The organism is Cryobacterium inferilacus (assembly GCF_019599185.1).
Lineage (GTDB): Bacteria > Actinomycetota > Actinomycetes > Actinomycetales > Microbacteriaceae > Cryobacterium > Cryobacterium inferilacus.
The window spans coordinates 1-19253 of record NZ_JAIEUL010000003.1; the positions used below are offsets into that span (position 1 = coordinate 1).

The following is a 19253-nucleotide window of genomic DNA, read 5'->3' on the forward strand; positions in this document are numbered from 1 at the left end:
CCCGCCGAGGGCAGCGCCGCGCTCCCCCCCGGCGCCACCGCGCGGGCCGAGGGCCCCGCCTCGGCCGCCGACGGGGCCGCCGCCCTGGCCACCGGAGCCGCCGGCGCGGCCGAGGGCGCGGCCACGGCAGCCACCGGCGCCGCCACCCTCGCCGACGGCGCGAGCCAGACCGCCGCGGGGGCCGACACCCTGGCCGAGTCGCTGGCCACGGCCGCCGCGGGCAGCCAGACCCTCGCCGAGGGCGCGAGCGGCGCCGCCACCGGGGCCGCTGCGGTAGCCGCCGGCGCGAGCCAGACCGCCACAGGGGCATCCGCCCTCGCCGCCGGCGCCACCGATGCCGACACCGGCGCAGGCACCCTGGCCGCCGGGGCCGGCCAGACCGCCGCAGGGGCGGCGTCACTGAGCACCGGCGCGGCCTCTGCCGCCGACGGCGCCGCCGCCCTCAGCAGCGGCGCGGACTCCGCCAAGTCGGGCGCAGAGACGCTGGCCACCGGCGCCTCGTCGCTCAGCGACGGGCTCGTCGGCCTCGAAGACGGCGCGGGCACCCTGCGCGACGGCCTCACCGAGGGGGTCGACAGCATCCCGAACACGGATGCGGCAACCCGCGACCTGCAGGGCTCCACCATTGCCGACCCGGTCGACCTGCAGACCGCCGCGGTGACCTCCGCAGGCACCTACGGCGCCGGGCTGGCGCCGTTCTTCGCGAGCCTGGCGGGCTGGATCGGCATCTACGCCCTGTTCCTGATCGTCAAGCCGGTCTCCCGCCGCGCCATCACGGCGCTGCACTCGCCGCTGAAGATCACCCTGGCCGGCTGGCTCACCCCTGGCATCCTGGGGCTGGCGCAGATGGCCGCCCTGTTCGGCATCCTCACCGCGGTGCTGCACTTCGAAGTGCACAACCCGCTCGGCACCTACGCCATGATGGGCCTGGCCGCGCTCACCTTCGCCGCGATCATCCTGGCGCTGAACGTGTGGCTGGGCAGTGTGGGCCAGTTCGTCGGCCTCGTGCTGATGGTGCTGCAGTTGGTCACCGCCGGCGGCACCTTCCCGTGGCAGACCCTGCCGGCACCGCTGGCGTTCCTGCACCACGTGGTGCCGATGAGCTACGCCGTCGACGGCATCCGCCAGCTGATGTACGGCGGCAACCCGGCCACCGCCCTCAACGACGCCGGCGTGCTGCTGCTCTGGCTCACCGGGGCGCTCGTCCTGGCCGCCGTCGGCGTGGTGCGGATGACGCACTTCCGCACCCTGCGCGACCTCAAGCCCAGCCTGATCGGCTGAGTCCGAGGCGCTTGCCGGTCTGGCAAGCCGACTTGCGGGCGTGCTGCGTGGGCGGCACGATCGGGGGAAGCAGACGAACCGAAGGGCCGGCATGACCACGCACAGCTTCGACAAGGACTACTGGGAACAGCACTGGGAGCAGGCGGGAGGCCCTGCCGCGCCGGTCGCCGAACGAGGTGCGCCGAACCCGCACCTCGTGCGCGAGGTGGCGGGCCTGACGCCGGGTACCGCCCTGGACGCCGGCTGCGGCACCGGCGCGGAAGCGCTCTGGCTGGCCGGGCAGGGCTGGCAGGTCACCGCCGCGGACATCTCCGCGGCCGCCTTGGCCCGAGCCAGGGAGCTGGCCGAGGGAGTCGAGCGGGTGACCTGGGTCGAGGCCGACCTCACCACCTGGGAGCCAGGGAACGTGTTCGACCTCGTGGTCACCAACTACGCCCACCCAGCCATTCCGCAGTTGGCCTTCTACGACCGCATCGCGCGCTGGGTCGCACCCGGCGGCACCCTGCTGATCGTGGGGCACCTGCACGATGCCGGCGGACAGGCGCACGGAGGCGGGCACGGGTATCACGAGGCACACGGCGGCGGGCATGGCGAGGCGCACGGAGAGCGCGAGGCCCCGCACGGCGAGGAGCCGCCCGCCGAGGCGACGGTGACCCTCGCGAACATCACCGCGCTGCTCGACCCCGGGGTGTGGCGCATCGATACCGCCGAGGAACAGACCCGCGAGCGACCCGGCGGCCAGGGTCTGCCACTGCACGACGTGATCGTGCGCGCCGGGCGCTTGGGCTGACCGCGCCGACCGACGGCCACCTAGGCTGGTGCCGCGCCCACCGCACCGGCCATCGCCGCCGAACGGGGAGCGGCCCTCGACGATGAGACGGAGCACCGTGACCGAAACGCCCACCACCGCCGGGCTCGGCGCCTTCGCCGGCCTGGTCGACCTGGCACGGTCAGTGCGCCCGTTGTTCGGCACGGATGACCCGTCGCCCGCGGAGATCGAACGCCGGTTGCGCGACACCCTGGGGGTGCTTCCGGCACCGACGGTGGTCGACGTGACCGAACACATCCGCTGGTCGAGGGACGGCATCGACGGCGTGGAGCTGTCGTGGGAGACCGGTTTCGGGCCGCGTGCCAGGGGCTGGCTGCTGCGGCCGGCCGGGGAGACCGGCGCCCTGCCCGGGGTGCTCGCGCTGCACTGCCACGGCGGCATGAAGTTCTTCGGCAAGGAGAAGATCGCCAACGGGCCCACCGGCCCGGTGCCAGCGGCCATCAATGCGTTCCGGGAGCGGTGCTACTCCGGCCGGGCGCTGGCCGACGAGTTCGCCCGGGCCGGCTTCGCGGTGCTCGCGCACGATGTCTTCGGCTGGGGCAGCCGGCGCTTCCCGGTGGCCGATATGCCGGCGTCGAGCGAGCGCGTCGCGGCGGCCCTGCGCGCCACAGCGAACGAGCCGCCGAATGAGCCGCTGACGGAGCCCGAGGTCTACGACCTGCACGCCGGCGCCGTCGAACACGACCTGGCCAAGGCGCTCGGTGTGCTCGGCACGTCGTGGGCGGGCCTGATCGCCCGCGAGGACCTGTTGGCCCTCGATGTGCTGGCCGCCCGGCCGGAGACCCTGGCTGCCGCTCCTGCGTTGGTCGGGTTCTCCGGTGGCGGTGCCAGGGCGCAGGTGACCTCCGCGCTCAGTGACCGGGTGGGTGCCACGGTGGTGGTCGGCATGATGTCGACCCTGGCCGAACTGGTCGAGGCCCACCTGCACGAGCACAGCTGGACCCTGATGAGCCCGGGCCTCGGCACGATCGCCGACCTGCCGGGCATCGCGGGCGCCCGGGCGCCGCGCCCGCTGTTCGTGGGATACGGCGAGACCGACCCGCTGTTTCCACCGGCCGGCATGCGGGCCGCCCACGACGCTCTCACCCGGCGATACGCCGGTACGGCTGCCTACCAGGGCCGTTTCGCACCCGTTCCGCACTGCTTCGACAGCGAGATGCAGACCGCGGCGATCCGGTTTCTGCACGGGGTGCTCCCCCGCCGGTGAGTCCGGCCGGGCTCGCACCCGGCCGGCGGTGCACTCAGCGCGGCTGGCGCTCCTCGAGAACGTCGTCGCTCTCGTCGGCGCCGGTTGCACCGATGACACCGTCACCGACCGCCGGGTCCCGGTGCGAACGGTGCGCGGCCTCCAGCGTTTCGGCCTCGTCCCCGCCCACGGCCTCGCCCCTGGCGACCATGCCGGCCACATCCGAGAGCGGAATCTGCTTGAGGAACAGGGAGAGCAGGAAGGCCAGCCCGATGAACGGCAGGAGGTACCAGAACACCGGGGCCAGGGCATCCGCGTAGGCCACGACGATGCCGTCACGCACGGCGTCCGGCAGCGCGTTGAGGGTCTGCGGGTCGATCGACGAGGTCGCCGCATCGGCATCCGTGGCGCTGGCGCCGGCGTCGGTGAACACACCGCGCAGGTTCTCGGTGAGCCGGTTGGTGAAGATCGTGCCGAACACGGCCACGCCGAGCGCAGCACCCACCTCGCGGAAGTAGTTGTTCGTGCTCGTCGCGGTGCCCACCATGGACGGGTTGACCGAGTTCTGCGCCACCAGCACGACGACCTGCATGATCAGGCCGAGCCCGGCGCCGAAGATGAACAGGAACACGCAGATCAGCCAGATCGGCGTCTCGGCGGTGAGGCTGGTCATCAGCACCATCGCGAGGGCGGTGAGGATGGTGCCGAGCACCGGGAACATCTTGTAGCGGCCGGTCTTGGTGATGGCGATACCGGAGATGATCGAGGTGCCGATCAGGCCGGCCATCATCGGTAGCATCAGCAGGCCGGAGGCGGCCGCCGAGGTACCCGAGGACATCTGCAGGAAGGTGGGGACGAACCCGATCGCGGAGAACATGCCCAGGCCCAGGGTGAGGCCGATCAGGGTGGCGTTGACGAAGGTGGGGTTCTTGAACAGCGACAGCGGGATGATCGGGTCCTTCGCCCGTGCCTCCGTGATCACGAACAGGATGGCCGCGAGCACCATGCCGGCACCGAAGAGCCAGGTCTCGATGGCTTCCCAGCCGTGGCTGGCGTTGCCGCCGAAGTCGGTGAAGAAGATCAGGCAGGTGGTGAAGGCCGACAGGAAGATCACGCCGAGGATGTCGATCGGCTGGGTGGCCTTCTTGCTCGGCAGCCGCAGGGCGAACCAGGCGATCGCGAACGCAGCGATACCGACCGGGATGTTGATGTAGAACGCCCACTGCCAGGTGAGGTGGTCCACGAAGAAGCCGCCGAGCAGGGGGCCGCCGACGGCGGAGAGGCCGAAGACCGCGCCGAGCGGGCCGAGGTACTTGCCGCGCTCCGAGGCGGGCACGATGTCGGCGATGATCGCCTGGGAGAGGATCATCATGCCGCCGCCGCCGAGGCCCTGCACCGCGCGCCAGACCACCAGCTGGGTGAAGTCGCCGGCGAAGGCGCAGCCCACCGAGGCGATGGTGAACAGGGCGATCGCGATCAGGAACAGGTTGCGGCGGCCGAGCACGTCACCGAACTTGCCGTAGACCGGCATCACGATGGTCGTCGCCAGCAGGTAGGCGGTGGTCAGCCAGACCTGGTGTTCCACCCCGCCGAGCTGGCCCACGATGGTGGGCATGGCGGTGGAGACGATGGTCTGGTCGAGGCTGGAGAGGAGCATGCCGGCGATGAGGGCGCCGAAGATGATCCAGATTCTTCGTTTGGTGAGGAGCAACGGCTCCGCGGAGGCGGTGGTGGTCACGGGTTGGTGCCTTTCAAGGGAGCGGATGCGGGTGCGGCCAGGACGGTGCGCATGGCCTCGAGCGAGGAGGTGAGAATGGTGGCGAAGTCGCGATCGTTGGCCGGGTCGACGAAGGTGTCGGCGGATGACTGCATCAGGGATCCGACGATGCTCACGATCGCGATCGCGCGCGGGTCGTCGGCGTCGACGCCCTGCCGCTTGGCAATGAGTGCCCGCAGCTGGCGGTCACGGTCGCGGGAGAGGCCGATGAACCGGGTGAGCAGCCGGGGCTCGCGCTCGAGAGCCGCCATGAGGTCGCTGTGCTCGCGGGGATCCATTCCATCGGATTCGATGTGCGCGATGGCCAATTCGACGAGGTCGCTGAGCACTCGAGGCCACTCCCCCGTGCCGAGGGCCAGGAACCGGTCCGCGAAGTACCGGTAGTCGTCGTCGGGGTTGGCGCCGAGGACGGCGTCTTCCTTGCTGGCGAAGTAGTTGAAGAAGGTGCGCCGGGAGACGTCCACGGTGCTGCAGACCTCTTCGATCGTGAACCCGGCCAGGCCGCGCTCTGCGGTGAGTCGGCGCGTGACGGAGGTGAGGCTGGCGGCCGTGCGCCGCATCCGTTGTTCGACGCGCGTCGGCGTTGCACTCTCAGACATAGAGTGCAGCTTTGCACTTTATGCTAGGTAGTGCAAGTTATCGAGCGGTGCGTCGGTGGCTGCACCGGTTATGGCCCAGTGCGCCCGCTAGAGCGGGTGCACCGGGCCATACGGGGTGCAGCGAGCGTGAGCCTAGACGGGCGACTCCTGGTGGGCCGCGATCGACCAGCCGCCGTTGTTCTCGTCGAAGAGGTAGGTGGTGGACATCTGCAGCTCGGTGAGCGCGTCGCCCCGCCAGGCCAGTGAGCGGTAGACCAGCACACCGGCGTGCTCGCCCAGGCGGATGACGGCCGGTTCGTGCAGCTCGTAGCGGTCCAGCGGCGGCGCGGCCTTGAAGGCGGCGCGCACCTGGTCGCGCCCGACCACCTGGCCAGGCAGGATGAGCAGGGCATCCCCGGTCATGGTGCGCTGGTAGTAGTCACCGCCCTTGCCGGCGAGGATGGCGCGCCAACCCTCGTGGGCTTCGTGCAGGAGTCTGGCAGGGAGATCGTCGGTGATCACAGTCATGACTCCACGGTAGACCCCAGCGGGCCATCCCGGTCAGAATCGGTGCTGCAGGATCCAGGCGTGCATGGTCACCGCGGCCGCGGCCGAGGCGTTCATCGAGCGGGTGGAGCCGTACTGGCTGATCTCGACGAGGGCGTCGCCGGCGGCGACGGCCTCCGGGGAGAGCCCCGGCCCCTCCTGGCCGAAGAGCAGCACGCAGCGCTGCGGGAAGGTAAAGGTCTCCATGATCACGCTGCCAGGCAGGTTGTCGATGGCGATAATCGGGAGGCTCTCGGAGCGAGCCCACTGAACGAACGTCGCCACATCCGGGTGGTGCATGACGTGCTGGTAGCGGTCGGTCACCATGGCGCCGCGCTTGTTCCAGCGCTTGCGGCCGATGATGTGCACGGTGTCGGCGCCGAATGCGTTGGCGCTGCGCACGATCGAGCCGATGTTCATGTCGTGCTGCCAGTTCTCGATAGCCACGTGGAACGGGTTGCGGGTCTCGTCGAGGTCGGCGACGATCGCGGCCATGGTCCAGTACCGGTAGCGGTCGATCACGTTGCGGGTGTCACCGCGTTCGAGCAGCTCGCGGTCGTAGTACGGCTCGTCCGGCCACTCGCCGACCCACGGGCCGACCCCGTTGGTGGACAGTTCTGGCGTGGGGTTCAGCGGTTCTGGCACTGCACCACCGTATCTCGCCAGCGCAGGCTTGTGCTCGCTGCAGGGTCCGCGACGAGCACGAGGGTGAGCGACGAGCAGCAGGATGCGTCTGCGATTTACCCAGCTTCCGTTCATACGGGGTTCGCTACCCTAAGGGCAGGGTGCGTTTTCGCCGGCACCCGCGCGGCCTCGGTCGCCGCCCAGCCGGCACCATCCGATCGAGACCGTAATCATGACCCCGACCGGAAGGCATCCGCATGCAACCCCTACTCTTCGGCATCGACTTTCTCGACTCCGAGTGGCTGATCGGTTGGTTCGGCTCGTTCGTGCTGATCGGCGTGGCCGCCGTGGTCTTCGTCGAGACCGGCTTCATCGTGCTGTCCTTCCTGCCGGGTGACTCGCTGCTTTTCACGGTGGGACTGCTCACCGCAACCGGTGACGTGCCCGTGCCCATCTGGGTGACCTGCGCCATCATCTTCGTCGCCGCGTTCGCGGGTGACCAGCTGGCCTACGGCATCGGCCGCAAGGCCGGCCCGGCCGTGTTCGCCCGCGAACAGAACCGGTTCTTCAACCCCAAGAACGTCGAACGCACCAACGCCTTCTTCGCCAAGCACGGCGGCAAGGCCGTCATCATCGCCCGCTTCCTGCCGGTGTTCCGCGCGTTCGTGCCGCTCGCGGCCGGTGTCGGCAAGATGAGCTACCGCACCTTCGTGACCTTCAACCTCATCGGCGCGTTCGCCTGGGGAGTCGGCCTCACCCTGGTGGGCTACCTGCTCGGCCAGATTCAGTTCGTCGCCGACTACTCCGAGTACTTCATCATCGGCATCGTGCTGCTCTCAGGAATCCCGATCCTCACCGAGCTCTACAAGGCCGGCCGGGAAGCCATGCGCAACCGTGGCAAGGCCCCCGTGCCCGCCGTCGAGCTGCCGGAGGACGTGCGCGAAGACGCTCGCGAGTAGCGTGCGCCCCGCACTGGGGCTGATCCAACACCACCCGGCCGGGTACCGTGAGGTGAATCACACGGCCGGGGGGACGTCTTGATGCACTGGAGTACACACACGCCGAGGCCAGCCGGGCCGCGCCGGCCGGGAGCGGACGCCTGACCGTGGGGCGGTTGATCTATGCCTCCGGCCTGACCGTACTGCTGGACGACGACACCCTCGCCCACCTCCAGGCGGTGATCGGGGCCAAACTGCGCCTGCAGCAGTCCTTCCACCTCAGTTGGGGCGACCCCGACAATGCCGGCGGCTGCCGCAGCACCATCTGGGTGACACCCAGCACCTCGCTGCTGTTCCGTTATCGCAGCGCACGCGCCCCGGTGCTCGACCGCGATCGGATCGACACCCTCTTCGCGCAGGCGAACAGCCCCGGCGGGCTGGTGCTGCACCTCGATGCCTGACCCCGGGTGCGCGGAGACAGTACGCGGAGAAAAGCGGAACCACGGCAAAGTTTCGGGTTGCCTAAATAATCTGTAAGATTTCGGTATGCCTCAATCTCCATCCGCCGATGCGGCCACGACCGATGCGCCGGCCTCACCACCCGCACTGAACTCGGTGGCCTCCACCCGCCTGCTCTGGCTGCTCGGCCCTGCCCTGGTGGCCGGGGTGGCGTACCTCGATCCTGGCAACGTGGCGAGCAACATGACCGCGGGCGCCCGTTACGGCTACCTGCTGGTCTGGGTGGTCGTGGCCGGCAACCTGATGGCCTGGCTGATCCAGTACCTCTCCGCCAAGCTCGGCATCGTCACCGGCACCAGCCTGCCCGAGGTGCTCGGCGTGCGGCTGCGCCGGCGCACCTCCCGCCGGTTGTACTGGGTGCAAGCCGAGCTCGTGGCCATGGCCACCGACCTGGCCGAGATCATCGGCGGCGCCGTGGCCCTCAACCTGCTCTTCGGCCTGCCGCTGCTGGCCGGCGGTGTGATCACCGGCGTCATCTCGATGCTCGTGCTCACCGTGCAGACCCGGCGCGGCCCGAAGGTGTTCGAACGGGTGATCGTGGCGCTGCTGCTGATCATCACCGTGGGCTTCGCCGCCGGGGTCTTCTTCGCGCCACCGGATGCCGGTTCGGTCGTCGACGGGCTCGTGCCCCGGTTCGAGGGCACCGACTCCGTGCTGCTGGCGGCGTCGATCCTGGGCGCCACGATCATGCCGCACGCCATCTACGCGCACTCGGCCCTCACCCGCGACCGCTTCCCGATGCAGGAGGGCCCCGCCGCGACCAAACGGCTGCTCTGGGCCACCAAGTGGGATGTCACGATCGCCATGGCCATCGCCGGCACGGTCAACCTGGCCATCCTGTTGCTGGCCGCGTCTGCGCTGCAGGGCGTGCCGGGCACCGACTCCCTCGACGGCGCGTACCGGGCCCTGCAGGACGGCCTGGGACCGGTGGTGGCGACGATCTTCGCCGTGGGCCTGCTGGCCTCCGGCCTGGCCTCCACCTCGGTGGGCGCATACGCCGGCGCGGAGATCATGCACGGCCTGCTCAAGATCCGGGTACCGCTGTTGCTGCGCCGTCTGGTCACCCTCATCCCGGCGCTGCTGATTCTGGGGGTGGGTTTCGACCCCACCCAGGCACTCGTGCTCAGCCAGGTGGTGCTGTCGTTCGGCATCCCGTTCGCCCTCATCCCCCTGGTCTGGCTCACCGCCCAGAAGGGCCTGCTCGGCGACTTCGCCAACCGCTGGTTCACCACGGTCGCCGGCGGCATCGCCGCGGTGCTGCTGGTCACCCTGAACGCCGTGCTGCTGGTGCTCGTCTTCAGCGCACCCTGACCCGGCCAGCTACCCTGAAGGGGCCATGAAACCCACCACACCCGCCGCCGAGGACTACCTCAAGACGATCTACGCCCACACCGAGTGGCAGCCAGAGCCGATCACCCCCAAGGTGCTGGCCACGCGGCTGGGCATCGCGCCGTCGTCGGTGACCGAGATGGTGAAGAAGCTCGCCGCGGCGGGGCTGATCGCGCACGTGCCGTACGGGCCGCTCACCCTCACCGATGAGGGCCGGCTGCGCGCCACCGCCGTGGTGCGCAGGCACCGCCTGATCGAGACCTGGCTGGTGCGGGAGCTCGGCTACACCTGGGACGAGGTGCACGACGAGGCCGAGGTGCTCGAACACTCCATCTCCGACCGGTTGCTCGAGGCGATCAGCACGCACCTCGGCCACCCGCGAGCCGACCCGCACGGCGACCTCATCCCCGCCGCAGACGGTTCCACCGCCCGCGTTCGGGCCGTTCTGCTGGCGGATGCGCCGGCCGGCCACTCCGGTACCGTACTGCGGGTGAGCGACCGCGACCCGGCCATCCTGCGCCTGCTCGCCGACGCGGGCATCGGGCCGGGCAGCAATGTCACCGTGGTCGACTCCGCCACCTTGCGGCTGGACGCCGGCCAGGCCCATCCGTTCTCGGCCGATGTGGCCGCGGCCGTCTGGCTCACCGGCTGAGTCGGCGGCCCGACCGCGTGTGGCCAGCGGGTGACGGTGACAAACCCTGCCCCGATAGTCTGGACGCGGCAGCGTGTTCCCGGGCTGCTTCCAACCGCGTCACCCACGAAGGAGCGAGCCATGAGAACCCGTGATGAGATCGAATGCTGGCTCACCGACATGGATGGCGTGCTGGTGCACGAGAACCAGGCCCTGCCCGGCGCCGCCGAACTGCTGCAGCAGTGGACAGACGCGGGCACCCCGTTCCTGGTGCTGACGAACAACTCGATCTTCACCCCGCGCGACCTGTCCGCCCGGCTGCGCTCGTCGGGGCTGAACGTTCCCGAGGAACGCATCTGGACCTCCGCCCTGGCCACGGCCGACTTTCTCAAGCAGCAGAGCCCCGGCGGCACGGCGTTCGTGATCGGCGAGGTCGGGCTCACCACCGCGCTGCACGAGGCCGGTTTCATCATGACCGAGACCAACCCCGACTACGTGGTGGTGGGTGAGACCCGCAACTACTCGTTCGAGGCCATCACCAAGGCCATCCGGCTGCTGCTCAAGGGTGCCAGGTTCATCGTGACCAACCCGGACGCCACCGGGCCCAGCGCTGAGGGGCCGATGCCGGCCACCGGTGCGATCGCCGCGCTGATCACCAAGGCCACCGGCATGGAACCGTACGTGGTGGGCAAGCCCAACCCGATGATGTTCCGCTCGGCCATGAACCGCATCGGCGCGCACTCGGAGAACACCGGCATGATCGGCGACCGGATGGACACCGACATCGTCGCGGGCATCGAGGCCGGCCTGCACACCGTGCTGGTGCTCACCGGCATCAGCGACCCCGCCGAGATCGCCCGGTACCCGTTCCGCCCGGATGAGATCCTCGAGGGTGTGCACCAGCTGCTGGCCACCGAGCCGCTGGAGTCCGACCAGATCTGATCTGGTCACACCAGACAGGCCGGGCCCTCTGGCCCGGCCTGTTGTCGTTGTCGGGGCGGATGCGCCGGCTTGTCAGGCGACCGGGGCCAGACTCGAGGTGAGTGGCTCGCCGGAGGATCGGCTGGCGAAGCAGTAGAAGTACCGGTCGCCGGCGTCCCACTGCTCGGCGGTGACCGGGTAGCTGCCCTGCAGCTGCAGGTCGTCGTAGGCCCCGGCGGCCGTGAAGTCGATCACGCCTGGCGCGCTGCAGAGCACGTTGATCTGGTCGGCGAAGGCCTGCTCGCCGGGGAATTCCGAACCGCTCTCGCCCTCGAGGATGCCGCGGTAGACCAGCTGGCCGGTGTGCGGGGTGGCGCAGTCGACCACGGTGAACTCTTCGTCCCACGGTGACGTGTACGGCTCGAGGCATTCGGAGCCGAACATGGTGTCCCAGGCGTGCACACCGACGGGCTGCGGCGCGGTGGGCTCCGGCACGGCCTCTGCGGTGGGCGTGGGAGTGGCGGACTCGGCGGCGCTTTCCGCGGCCGACTCGGTGGGAACGGGCGCCGTCGCCTCTGGCCCGGCCAGGCTCTGGCCGAGGAAGAAGAGTCCGATGATCACGATGACCGCGAGCACCGCCGCTCCGGCCCAGACCAGGGTGCGCTTGGCGGGGCCGCGCGGAGGCGTGCCGCTCGTGGAGCCGGAGCCGGCCGTCGAAGCGGTGGTCGAGCCGGCCGTGGGGGTGGGGCGTTCTGCTCCGCCCTGGGCGGCGACCGGGGTGGGCGCAGAGGTTCGGGCGAACGCTGGGGCCGTCTCCGCCGTGGCGTCGGCCGGCAGCAGCGGCTGCGCGGCAGCAGCCGAGACCGGCGGGCCGGAAACGGCGGGCGCAGCGGTGCTGGCGGGCGGGGTCGGTGTGGTGGCGCCGACCGGGGGCGTGGCGACGGCGGGCACCGGCGTGGTTCCCAGCGGCATCGGCGGCGTGCGGCGGATGGCGCCCGCGGCTTCGTCGTCGGCGGTGGGCACGAGCCTGGCCTGGGCCGGCGTGGTCCACCAGGGTGCGGCTTCGGGGTCAAGCGGGGCGCGTCGGGCGGAGAACGGCGGCTTGGTGAGGGGTTGGCTGGGGTCGGCGGGCGGCACCGTTGCCGCGGACACGGGTGCCGGCGGCACGCTCGCGCCGGCCGCCGGCGTCGGGTCGGGCAGGTCGGATGCGGCGGCGCCGGTCGCGGCCGTCGTCGGTGGTGTGGACTGCGTACCGGCGACGGGCTGAGCACTCGCAGACTCGGCGGCGGCGGGCACGGCGGGCTCGGCCTCGGCACCCGCGGACTCGGCGGAGGACTCCCCGGTGGCGGGGTTAGCGGCGGCCGGCTGGGGCGCGGGCGCAGCGGCGGCCGGCTGGGAAGCGGCGGCAGCCTTCGCAGCTGCCGAAGCGGACGCCGCAGTTGCGGCCGCGGCGGCAGCAGCAGCGGTCCTCTCCTTCGCCTGCCGGGCCGCGACCAGGGGGTCGGCCTCGGTCGTGGGGGTCAGGCCCCACCGGTAGGCGTTGGGATCGATCTCCCCGGTCTCGTCGAACTCCTGGTCGTCATCGGACGCTGACGGGTGAGCGACGGCGCGTTCGGATTCGGCCCTGGCGGCGCTGGTTCGTTCTGCGCTGGTTCGTTCTGCGCTGGTTCGTTCTGCGCTGTTTCGTTCGGCGGCGACCCGTTCGGCCTCCGCGAGTTCGGCGTCGATGCGGTCGGCCTCGGCCAGCGCTGCCGCGGCCGTGGCGGCGGCGAGGCGGTCGGCCTCGGCCTGCTCGGCGGCGGCACGTTCGGCCGCGACCCGCTCCACCTCGGCACGACCGGCCTCAGCGCGCTGAACCGCGGCGCGTTCGTCGGCCACGCGTTCGGCAGCGGCACGTTCGGCGGCGGCGCGGATGGCGATGACGCGCTCGGCGTCGACCCGTTCGGCCTCGATACGATCGGCCTCGGCCCGCTCGGCTTCCACCCGTTCGGCCCGGGTGGGGTAGGCATCCACCGCCATCGGCTCGACTGAGGACTCAGCGGACTCGTCGGCGGGCGGTGTGGGCGGGGTGCTGGAGAAGTGCAGTTCGCGGGAGGACGCGGCGGGCGCAGCGGGCGGTACGACGGGCATGACGACCGTGGAGGCCGAGTCAGCCGAGGAATTCGGTTGCGCCACAGCGTCACCGGCGTCGTCCGCCGGGGCGTCTTCGTCGACGTCGATGGCATTCTCGTCATCGCTCAGCTGCGAGGTGAGCCACTCGATACCGAGTTCGTCCTCGTTGCGTTCGTCGTCGCCGTATACGTCCCGCGGTTCACGCATCAGCTCAGACCCAGGTCCTCGAGTCCGATGGCGGCGTAGTACGGGTATCCGGCGGCCTCGATGACCTCGCGGGCGCCGGTGTTGCGGTCCACCACCACGGCGACGCCGGCGATGACGGCGCCCACCTTGAGCAGTGCCTCAATGGCGGCCAGCGGGGAGCCGCCGGTGGTGGAGGTGTCTTCGAGCACGATGACGCGCTTGCCGGCCAGGTCCGGGCCTTCGACCTGGCGGCCGCGGCCGTGGTCCTTGGGCTCCTTGCGCACCACGAAGGCGTCGTAGGCCAGGCCTCGGGCAGCGCCCTGGTGCAGGATCGCGGTGGCGACGGGGTCTGCGCCCATGGTCATGCCGCCGACGGCGACGACATCCGGGATGTCCTTGATGAGGTCGATCATGACCTGACCGATCAGCGGGGCGACCCTGTGGTCGAGGCTGACCTTGCGGAGGTCGACGTAATACGTGGCCTTCTTGCCGCTGGTGAGGGTGAAGTCACCGTGGAAGACGGCGTCGGCCGAGATGAAGTCGATGAGCTGCTTGCGTGTATCCGTCACAGACCCACTTTAGGCCACATGCCCGCCGGGAGTCCCGCGAGTCATACCGGGGCTCCCGCGACGGGGCTGACTAGAAGCTGCGAACGAACTTGCGCTCGGGCACGCGGCTGTAACCATCCGTGCTCACGGAGACGACGGTACCGACGATGGAGGCAACGGCGACGAGGGAGAGGATGAGCAGGAAAACGAACACGGGCGTGCCTTTCGAATGAAGTGAATGGCCGGTCAAAAGGGGCGAATGCCCGGGAACCGACGTCTTCATCAGACCACTAACAACCTTTCAGCACAATCTCATTGTTTAGCAAGAACTATGTAGTCTGGCTACATGGACGTGCAACGCCTCGAGCTGCTCCGCGAACTGGCCGTGCGCGGCAGTGTCACGGCGGTGGCGCGGGCCACCCACCGCACCCCGTCCGCGGTCTCGCAGCAGCTCAAGGTGCTCGAACGTGAGGCCGGCCTGCCCCTCACCGAGCGCAGCGGGCGCGGGCTCGTACTCACGGATGCCGGCCGGGCGCTGGCCGCGAGCGCGACCGATATCGCCGTGGCCCTGGAGCGCGCCACGGCGGTCTGGGACACCTTCCGCAACCGGGCCACCGGTGACGTCAGCCTGGTGACGTTCCCCACCGCCGGTCAGATGTTGCTGCCGGGCGCGCTGCAGGATCTCGCCGACCACGACGGCCTCGCGGTGCACTGCACCGACATGGACCCGGAGCTCAGCGACTTTCCCGCGCTCACGAGCGAGTACGACATCGTGCTCGCCCACAGCATGCGCGGCCAGCACACCTGGGGTGGCCGTGGCCTCACCTCGGTACCGCTGATGACCGAGCCGCTGGATGTCGGCCTGCCGACCGGCCACCGGCTGGCGACTCGTGCGTCCCTCGGCGCCGCCGACGTGGTCGGGGAGACCTGGATCGGGGTGCCGCTGGGCTACCCGTTCGGGCGCATCCTGCACGACATCGAACTGCAGACCGGCAGCCGCGCCCTGGTGACCCAGCGGTTCGCCGACATGCGGCTGATCGAATCATTCATCATGGCCGGCCTCGGTATCGCCCTGGTGCCCCGCTACACCTCGAGCGCCGACCCGACCGGCCGGATGGTGCTCAAGCCGCTGCGCGGTCTCGACGCCGAACGGCAGATCGTGGCCCTGATGCGCCCCGACCGGGCGGAGCGGCTGGCCGTGCGCACCGTGGTGGAGGCCCTCCGCGCCCGCGCCACCCAGGTGCAGGCGGAGCACGCGGCGGCGACCGCCTAGCGGGAGTGGGTCGATTCGTTGGCGGCGACGCCGGTGACCACGAGGTCGGCGAGTTCGGCGATCCGGAGGGAGTCCTGCCGCAACTCGTTCACGGCGGTCTGCATGGCCTGCTCCCGCTCGGCCAGTTCATTCATCCGCTCCTCCAGCCGGTCGGCGCGCTCGATCAAGCCCGGCAGGGTCTGACCGGTGCGGCGGAGGGTGGCCAGGTCTTCCAGCGACCGCATGGTCTCCGGCGCGAGGCGCCGGATTATGTCGGCGGCACGTCTTTTCACGATCACAGCGAGTCTCCTGTTCTCATCACAATGGCGGTGGCGGGGTGCCGGTCCGCGAGGGGGTCGACCCGGATCGAGACGATCCGCAGGTCAGGTTCGGTGGCGATCAGATCGCGGAACTGGCTCTCGGTGAGGTGCCAGGTGGTGGGGTCGTCGACGCTGAACCGGTCACCCAGCACGGTGGGGAAGCTCACATGCCACTCGCCGTCGGCGCCGAGCAGGTGGCGCACCAGGGTGAGCACACCCGGGCGGGCCTCGATGGTGAGCACCTGCAGCAGGTTCACGGCCAGGATGCGCACCGGTTCGCTCGAGTGCACCTCCCGCCGGGCGAGGGCGAGGGTCTGACGGCGGTCACCGAGGTCGAGCTGCAGGAGTTCCACGGCCGGGTAGGCCGTGCCCAGCCGGGCAGAGGCGGCGACAGCGGCCGAGCGGGCGAAGTCGATGCCCACCACCCGGTGCCCACGGCCGGCGAGGTGCGCGAGGTCGGTGCCGTTGCCGTGGCCGAGTTCGAAGATGGTGGCGCCGGCCGGGGCCGCGGCCAGGAGGTCGACGGCCAGGGTCGACGGCGCATCCGCCGCGGTGACCCGATCGGCGTAGTACTCGTCCCAGAAGTCGAGGTGCTGGTTGAGGTTGCCGAACCAGTTGATGAAGCGGTCGGCCGCCGAGGCCGGAGTGACGAACCTGTGGCCGGTGTCCGGGACCCGCCAGCCGGTGCCGTAGTTCGCCTCGAGCCAGGGCTCTGGCGGGTTCGGTGCGGGGAACTCCCAGTCGGCCAGGGTGATCGGCGCCAGGTCGGTGAAGATCGCCTTCGGCAGGGCGGCGCGCACATGGAACGGCTGCATGAACATGTCGTCGCGGTAGAAACCGCCGAAGACGTCGACGTGGAATCCCGCCCCAGGGCCGGTGTGGAACAGGATCTGCATCTGAGTGGCGCTGTACCTGATGACGGTGTGGCCGGCGGCTTCGAGGAAACGCTGCAGGGCAAAACTCTCCAGCGCCGCATCCACCGGGTTGGTGTGCGCGCTGACGTAGCCGAGGTCGGCGTCGTCGTCGTGCGGAAGCAGCTCGCCGGTGCGCACGGCGCCCAGCAGGGTGCCGCCCATCAGCCACGGCCTGAGGCCGAACTCGGTGATCTGGGCGATCACCTGGCGGGTGTGGCGCAGGAGGCCGTCGACCATGGCCGGCGAGGCATCGGCGAAGGTGATCGACCGGTGCCCCCACTTGTTGAGCACCACCGGGTTGCCGTCGCCGTCGACGAATCGCAGCGCCCCGGAGTCTGGGTCGACGTGGGCCGCCACCTGGGTGCGGTCGATCAGCTCGCCGGTGTCCGCGTAGTGCAACGCCAGCTCGCCGCTGCCGGAGAGGGTGGCGCCGAAGGCCGGCGGCAGCCGGTAGCTCACCGATGCGGCGGGATGCTCCGCGCCGGGCACCGAGTCGGGCTCGGCGGCCGGTTCGACATCCGGCTCTGCGTGCGGTTCGACGGGCTGATCGGCGGGGATCCCCTGGCCCGAGCGGGCCTCCGCGGTGAGCGTGAGCACCCGGCGGTCGGCCACCCGGATCTCGACGGCGCGGGTGATATCAACGTCGGCGTCGACGTCGAGGACTGCGTGGGCGAGGGAGATCTTCATCGATGGAGCTCGTCTGGCGTGTTGGAGCCGGGTGAAGTTCACCCGATGTTGCCGCGCCAGCTTTCAACCAGCCACCTTAGCGTCTCCCCTCCCTGCTATGCACCTGGTGCGGTTCTCGTAGCCGGCGGTGGCCTGCGGTTAGGCTGGCCGGATGGCTGACATCGTCTGGACCCTGCGCTGGGAAGCCGATCTCGCTGCCGAGGACCACACCGCCCTGGCGGCCCTGTTCGCGCGCTACTACCCCCGCGACCACGCCACCTTCACCGGGACCCGCAGCTGGATGGGCGCCCGGCCGGAGGCCCGGGTGATCGGCTACGACGGCGACCGCCCCGTGGCCCACCTCGGCTTCGTGCGCCGGATGCTGCGCCTGGACGACGGCGGGTCGCAGCTGGTCGGCGACGTGGGCCTGGTCGGCGTCGATCCCGACTATCAGGGCACCGGACTCGGCGGCCGGCTGCTCGCGGAGGCCGGAGCGGCCCTGAACCGACTGCGCCTGCCGTACGGGTTTCTCACCTGCGCCCCCGGCGTGGTGGGCTTCTACGCCACCGGCGGGTGGCGGCAGGCCGAGGGCCAGGTCACCCGCATGATCGACACCGAGCACCGACCGGAGACGTTCACCGGCCCGGCCCTGGTGCTGCCGGTGACGGCGTCATTCGCCGACTGGCCCACCGGGCAGACGGTCATCCGCGACGGCCTCGAGGTCTAGCGCAGCCGGCCGCAGCAGCATCCGCCCCGCCCACCGGCCCGGTGCCCGCCCCGCGGTGCATAACTCCTGCAATTCACCGCAGCCGCGGGCAACAGCTGCCGGAACGACGCGGAACTCTGCCGCGGCGGCAAAATTCTGCAGGAGTTATGCCCACGGACCGCGGGTGGCGGCGGCCAGGTAGCGGTCCAGGATCAGGTCGACGAGGGCGGGTGGGGGCTCCTCGGACTCGACGAGCAGGGTGGCGCTGAGCACATCCGCCCCGGCATCGCGCGCCCACCTGGCGAAGGTGCCCGGCGCGAGAAGGTAGTTGGCGACCACCACTCGGGCGGTCGGCGACGCGATGCGTGCGGCGGCCACCGCGTCGACCAGGCTCGGCTGGGCTGCGGCGATGAAGGCCACGGTGACCGGGCGGCCGAGCACGGCGGCGAGCTCCTCACCGGCGGCGCGGCAGTCGGCCACGGCATCCGCGTCACTCGAGCCCGCGGCGGCGAGGATGACGCTGTCGCCCTCGCGCAGGCCGCTCACCGCCAGCCGGTCGGCCAGGATGCCCGTCAGCCGGCTGTCTGGGCCGAGGGCAGCGGTGACCGTGACCCGGCGCGGCAGGGCCTCGGCCACCGCGTTGGCGAGGTCGAACTTGACGTGATAGCCGGCGGACACCAGCAGCGGCACGATCACGGCGTCGCGGCCGGGCTCCGCCTCGGCGAGGCAGCGCGGAACATCCGGCTGCTGCACGTCGATGAAGCCGGCCACGACCGGCGTGGTCGGGCTGCTCGCGGCGAGCGCCCGGGTGACCGCGGCCACGAGCGCCAGCACGGCGCGCTGGGCAGCCGGATCGCGGGAGCCGTGCGAGGCGAGCAGGAGCAGCGGCGAGGCGGCCGGCGCTGACGCGGCGGTCATCAGGCTGCGGACGCCGAAGTCTCCGCGGCGACCCGCACCCGTACAGAGCCGGATTCGATCCTGGTCTCGTAGGTGGGCAGGGTCAGGTCGGCCGAGCTGAAGCACTCCCCCGTGGCCAGGTCGTAGACTTGCTTGTGCAACGGCGATGCCAGGGTGTCGCGGTCGCCGTGCGAGCCCACGATGCCGCGGCACATCACGAAGGATCCCGTGGCGGGGTCCTGGTTGGAGACCGCGTAGACCGTGCCGTTGGCCATGAGCACCAGGGCGAGCTGCAGGCCGTCGACCATGGCCGCTTCGGCCCAGAGCGGTTCGAGCTGCGACAGTTCGCACACGGTCGCCCAGCCGGTGGCGTCGACCCGGGTCGCGGTGGTGCCGTTTTCGGTCAGCATGGTGTTCCTCTATTCCGGCGCCGGGCCAGTGGATGCGTGCGGTGCACCTTCAGGGTACCCATCGCCCCGGTGGGTTTCTCGGG

21 protein-coding genes are annotated in these 19253 nt (G+C 70.7%); 10 read left to right on the forward strand and 11 right to left on the reverse strand.

Annotated elements, in window-relative coordinates:
- From K2F54_RS03355 to K2F54_RS03365, 3 genes are all read left to right on the forward strand, one after another.
- On the forward strand, positions 1–1281 hold a 1281-nt coding region (locus tag K2F54_RS03355; RefSeq protein ID WP_220604443.1), incomplete at its 5' end, for a YhgE/Pip family protein.
- A 91-nt stretch (positions 1282–1372) separates the two neighbouring features.
- The gene (locus tag K2F54_RS03360; RefSeq protein ID WP_220604444.1) at positions 1373–2071 is read left to right on the forward strand and encodes a class I SAM-dependent methyltransferase; all 699 of its coding nucleotides are present in this window, start codon (positions 1373–1375) and stop codon (positions 2069–2071) included.
- A 97-nt stretch (positions 2072–2168) separates the two neighbouring features.
- Positions 2169–3317, forward strand: coding sequence for a dienelactone hydrolase family protein (locus tag K2F54_RS03365; protein ID WP_220604445.1), 1149 nt, complete (start codon positions 2169–2171; stop codon positions 3315–3317).
- 34 nt (positions 3318–3351) lie between these two features.
- Here the strand turns inward: K2F54_RS03365 and K2F54_RS03370 are convergent, their stop codons facing one another.
- The 4 genes from K2F54_RS03370 to K2F54_RS03385 all read right to left on the reverse strand — a co-directional run bounded on the left by K2F54_RS03370 (position 3352) and on the right by K2F54_RS03385 (position 6842).
- Positions 3352–5034, reverse strand: a complete 1683-nt coding sequence (locus K2F54_RS03370; protein ID WP_220604446.1) for an MDR family MFS transporter — start codon at positions 5032–5034, stop codon at positions 3352–3354.
- Entirely contained in the window at positions 5031–5672 is a 642-nt protein-coding gene (locus K2F54_RS03375; RefSeq protein ID WP_220604447.1) for a TetR/AcrR family transcriptional regulator, read from the reverse strand. The genes K2F54_RS03370 and K2F54_RS03375 overlap by 4 nt, the downstream gene beginning before the upstream one ends.
- A gap of 132 nt (positions 5673–5804) precedes the next feature.
- On the reverse strand, positions 5805–6179 hold the full coding sequence (locus K2F54_RS03380) for a DUF4440 domain-containing protein (protein ID WP_220604448.1): 375 nt from the start codon (positions 6177–6179) through the stop codon (positions 5805–5807).
- A 33-nt stretch (positions 6180–6212) separates the two neighbouring features.
- Positions 6213–6842 (reverse strand): TrmH family RNA methyltransferase, encoded by a 630-nt coding sequence (locus K2F54_RS03385; protein ID WP_220604449.1) that lies wholly within the window; start codon positions 6840–6842, stop codon positions 6213–6215.
- A 236-nt stretch (positions 6843–7078) separates the two neighbouring features.
- On the opposite strand from K2F54_RS03385, the gene K2F54_RS03390 reads away from it, so the two are divergent.
- From K2F54_RS03390 to K2F54_RS03410, 5 genes are all read left to right on the forward strand, one after another.
- Positions 7079–7780, forward strand: a complete 702-nt coding sequence (locus tag K2F54_RS03390) for a DedA family protein (RefSeq protein WP_220604450.1) — start codon at positions 7079–7081, stop codon at positions 7778–7780.
- A 146-nt stretch (positions 7781–7926) separates the two neighbouring features.
- Positions 7927–8220 (forward strand): DUF7882 family protein, encoded by a 294-nt coding sequence (locus tag K2F54_RS03395; RefSeq protein ID WP_220604451.1) that lies wholly within the window; start codon positions 7927–7929, stop codon positions 8218–8220.
- An 85-nt stretch (positions 8221–8305) separates the two neighbouring features.
- Positions 8306–9589, forward strand: a complete 1284-nt coding sequence (locus tag K2F54_RS03400; RefSeq protein WP_220604452.1) for an Nramp family divalent metal transporter — start codon at positions 8306–8308, stop codon at positions 9587–9589.
- A 25-nt stretch (positions 9590–9614) separates the two neighbouring features.
- Positions 9615–10259 carry a metal-dependent transcriptional regulator gene (locus K2F54_RS03405; RefSeq protein ID WP_220604453.1) on the forward strand — a complete coding sequence of 215 codons (645 nt, stop codon included), beginning with the start codon at positions 9615–9617 and terminating at the stop codon, positions 10257–10259.
- Between the two features lie 120 nt (positions 10260–10379).
- Positions 10380–11180: an HAD-IIA family hydrolase gene (locus K2F54_RS03410; RefSeq protein ID WP_220604454.1), complete on the forward strand. Its 801-nt coding sequence runs from the start codon at positions 10380–10382 to the stop codon at positions 11178–11180.
- Between the two features lie 72 nt (positions 11181–11252).
- Here the strand turns inward: K2F54_RS03410 and K2F54_RS03415 are convergent, their stop codons facing one another.
- The 3 genes from K2F54_RS03415 to K2F54_RS18995 form a co-directional block, all read right to left on the reverse strand.
- The gene (locus K2F54_RS03415; RefSeq protein ID WP_220604455.1) at positions 11253–13478 is read right to left on the reverse strand and encodes a hypothetical protein; all 2226 of its coding nucleotides are present in this window, start codon (positions 13476–13478) and stop codon (positions 11253–11255) included.
- On the reverse strand, positions 13478–14026 hold the full coding sequence (gene pyrE, locus K2F54_RS03420) for an orotate phosphoribosyltransferase (protein ID WP_220604456.1): 549 nt from the start codon (positions 14024–14026) through the stop codon (positions 13478–13480). Before pyrE ends, K2F54_RS03415 begins: the two co-directional genes overlap by 1 nt.
- Before the next feature lie 70 nt (positions 14027–14096).
- Positions 14097–14219 (reverse strand): hypothetical protein, encoded by a 123-nt coding sequence (locus K2F54_RS18995; RefSeq protein ID WP_255576672.1) that lies wholly within the window; start codon positions 14217–14219, stop codon positions 14097–14099.
- Between the two features lie 132 nt (positions 14220–14351).
- Between K2F54_RS18995 and K2F54_RS03425 the strand changes: the two genes are divergently transcribed.
- Positions 14352–15278, forward strand: coding sequence for a LysR family transcriptional regulator (locus K2F54_RS03425; protein WP_220604457.1), 927 nt, complete (start codon positions 14352–14354; stop codon positions 15276–15278).
- Here the strand turns inward: K2F54_RS03425 and K2F54_RS03430 are convergent.
- Both K2F54_RS03430 and K2F54_RS03435 read right to left on the reverse strand, forming a co-directional pair.
- Complete coding sequence (locus K2F54_RS03430; RefSeq protein WP_220604458.1) at positions 15275–15556, reverse strand: hypothetical protein; 282 nt, start codon at positions 15554–15556, stop codon at positions 15275–15277. The two genes, K2F54_RS03425 and K2F54_RS03430, sit on opposite strands and share 4 nt — an antisense overlap.
- Positions 15553–17178 (reverse strand): LicD family protein, encoded by a 1626-nt coding sequence (locus tag K2F54_RS03435; protein WP_220604459.1) that lies wholly within the window; start codon positions 17176–17178, stop codon positions 15553–15555. Before K2F54_RS03435 ends, K2F54_RS03430 begins: the two co-directional genes overlap by 4 nt.
- A gap of 151 nt (positions 17179–17329) precedes the next feature.
- On the opposite strand from K2F54_RS03435, the gene K2F54_RS03440 reads away from it, so the two are divergent.
- The gene (locus K2F54_RS03440) at positions 17330–17884 is read left to right on the forward strand and encodes a GNAT family N-acetyltransferase (protein WP_220604460.1); all 555 of its coding nucleotides are present in this window, start codon (positions 17330–17332) and stop codon (positions 17882–17884) included.
- Positions 17885–18028: 144 nt separating this feature from the next.
- On the opposite strand, the gene K2F54_RS03445 is transcribed toward K2F54_RS03440, so the two are convergent.
- Entirely contained in the window at positions 18029–18781 is a 753-nt protein-coding gene (locus K2F54_RS03445) for a sirohydrochlorin chelatase (RefSeq protein WP_220604461.1), read from the reverse strand.
- Complete coding sequence (gene nirD / locus K2F54_RS03450; RefSeq protein ID WP_220604462.1) at positions 18781–19170, reverse strand: nitrite reductase small subunit NirD; 390 nt, start codon at positions 19168–19170, stop codon at positions 18781–18783. The genes K2F54_RS03445 and nirD overlap by 1 nt, the downstream gene beginning before the upstream one ends.
- Between the last annotated feature and the right edge of the window lie 83 nt (positions 19171–19253).

Excerpts from the sequence above, each read along its gene's own strand:
- K2F54_RS03360 (WP_220604444.1), top strand. The coding sequence starts at position 1,373 with ATGACCACGCACAGCTTCGACAAGGACTACTGGGAACAGCACTGGGAG.
- K2F54_RS03375 (WP_220604447.1), bottom strand. The coding sequence starts at position 5,672 with ATGTCTGAGAGTGCAACGCCGACGCGCGTCGAACAACGGATGCGGCGC.
- K2F54_RS03380 (WP_220604448.1), bottom strand. The coding sequence starts at position 6,179 with ATGACTGTGATCACCGACGATCTCCCTGCCAGACTCCTGCACGAAGCC.
- K2F54_RS03390 (WP_220604450.1), top strand. The coding sequence starts at position 7,079 with ATGCAACCCCTACTCTTCGGCATCGACTTTCTCGACTCCGAGTGGCTG.
- K2F54_RS03400 (WP_220604452.1), top strand. The coding sequence starts at position 8,306 with ATGCCTCAATCTCCATCCGCCGATGCGGCCACGACCGATGCGCCGGCC.
- K2F54_RS03405 (WP_220604453.1), top strand. The coding sequence starts at position 9,615 with ATGAAACCCACCACACCCGCCGCCGAGGACTACCTCAAGACGATCTAC.
- K2F54_RS03410 (WP_220604454.1), top strand. The coding sequence starts at position 10,380 with ATGAGAACCCGTGATGAGATCGAATGCTGGCTCACCGACATGGATGGC.
- K2F54_RS03415 (WP_220604455.1), bottom strand. The coding sequence starts at position 13,478 with ATGCGTGAACCGCGGGACGTATACGGCGACGACGAACGCAACGAGGAC.
- K2F54_RS03425 (WP_220604457.1), top strand. The coding sequence starts at position 14,352 with ATGGACGTGCAACGCCTCGAGCTGCTCCGCGAACTGGCCGTGCGCGGC.
- K2F54_RS03435 (WP_220604459.1), bottom strand. The coding sequence starts at position 17,178 with ATGAAGATCTCCCTCGCCCACGCAGTCCTCGACGTCGACGCCGACGTT.
- K2F54_RS03440 (WP_220604460.1), top strand. The coding sequence starts at position 17,330 with ATGGCTGACATCGTCTGGACCCTGCGCTGGGAAGCCGATCTCGCTGCC.
- K2F54_RS03445 (WP_220604461.1), bottom strand. The coding sequence starts at position 18,781 with ATGACCGCCGCGTCAGCGCCGGCCGCCTCGCCGCTGCTCCTGCTCGCC.
- nirD (WP_220604462.1), bottom strand. The coding sequence starts at position 19,170 with ATGCTGACCGAAAACGGCACCACCGCGACCCGGGTCGACGCCACCGGC.